Raw genomic sequence first — 720 nt, 5'->3', positions numbered from 1 at the left:
AACAGCCAAATCTTCCGTTGACGCGTATTCATCAAGTTCTTCAATCCGCAGATAAAGAGGATGAAGGCCGAATGCCGTCAAGCTAAAATACGGAGAACTTTCAAAACCGGTATCGTTTACAGGCAAAAGTTGAATCAATCCAAGCCGCATTTTTTTGCATAGGGCGGCAAAATCAATTAAATCGGAGAATTCGCCCACTCCCATGCCCTTTTTTGACCGTAAAGCTCCAACCGGAACCACCACTCCCAGCAGCCGTTTATTGACAGCCTGTTTTTCCATATTATCCCCCCTTTATCGGATTTTATTAATTATAACGCTTTTTTAATTAATGGTAAATAGTTATCATTGCCAAAAAGTGAAATTTTCGATACTATTATAATAAGGAGATTAATATGAAAAACACGGATAATTCGACATATTTTTTCACATCTGAATCAGTCGGCGAAGGGCATCCCGACAAGCTTTGCGATCAGGTATCTGACGCGATTCTTGACGCGTGCCTTAAAGAAGACCCTGAAAGCAGGGTGGCTTGTGAGACATTCGCGTCCACCTCACTTGTGCTTATCGGCGGGGAAATTACGACAAATACGTTTGTCGATTTCCATCATTTGGTGCGGGATATTGCGAGGGATATAGGCTACACCGACCCGTCTTACGGGCTTGACTGCAATTCCATGGCGGTTCTTGACATGATTCACAACCAGTCTCCCGACATATCGC

2 protein-coding genes are annotated in these 720 nt (G+C 43.5%); one reads left to right on the top strand and one right to left on the bottom strand.

Translation table 11 applies throughout. The annotated features are described in order from the left end of the window. Positions 1-279, bottom strand: a 279-nt coding sequence (locus ACYVRH_RS13865; protein ID WP_461257472.1) for a 4-alpha-glucanotransferase, incomplete at its 3' end; no start/stop codon positions are given. A 113-nt stretch (positions 280-392) separates the two neighbouring features. On the opposite strand from ACYVRH_RS13865, the gene ACYVRH_RS13860 reads away from it, so the two are divergent. After that, a partial coding sequence (locus ACYVRH_RS13860; RefSeq protein ID WP_461257471.1) for an S-adenosylmethionine synthetase N-terminal domain-containing protein occupies positions 393-720 on the top strand: 328 nt, incomplete at its 3' end.

It is taken from the genome of Treponema sp. R80B11-R83G3, assembly GCF_054786115.1.
Note: the sequence above shows the minus strand (reverse complement) of the source record. Positions and strands in the feature narration are given on the sequence as shown.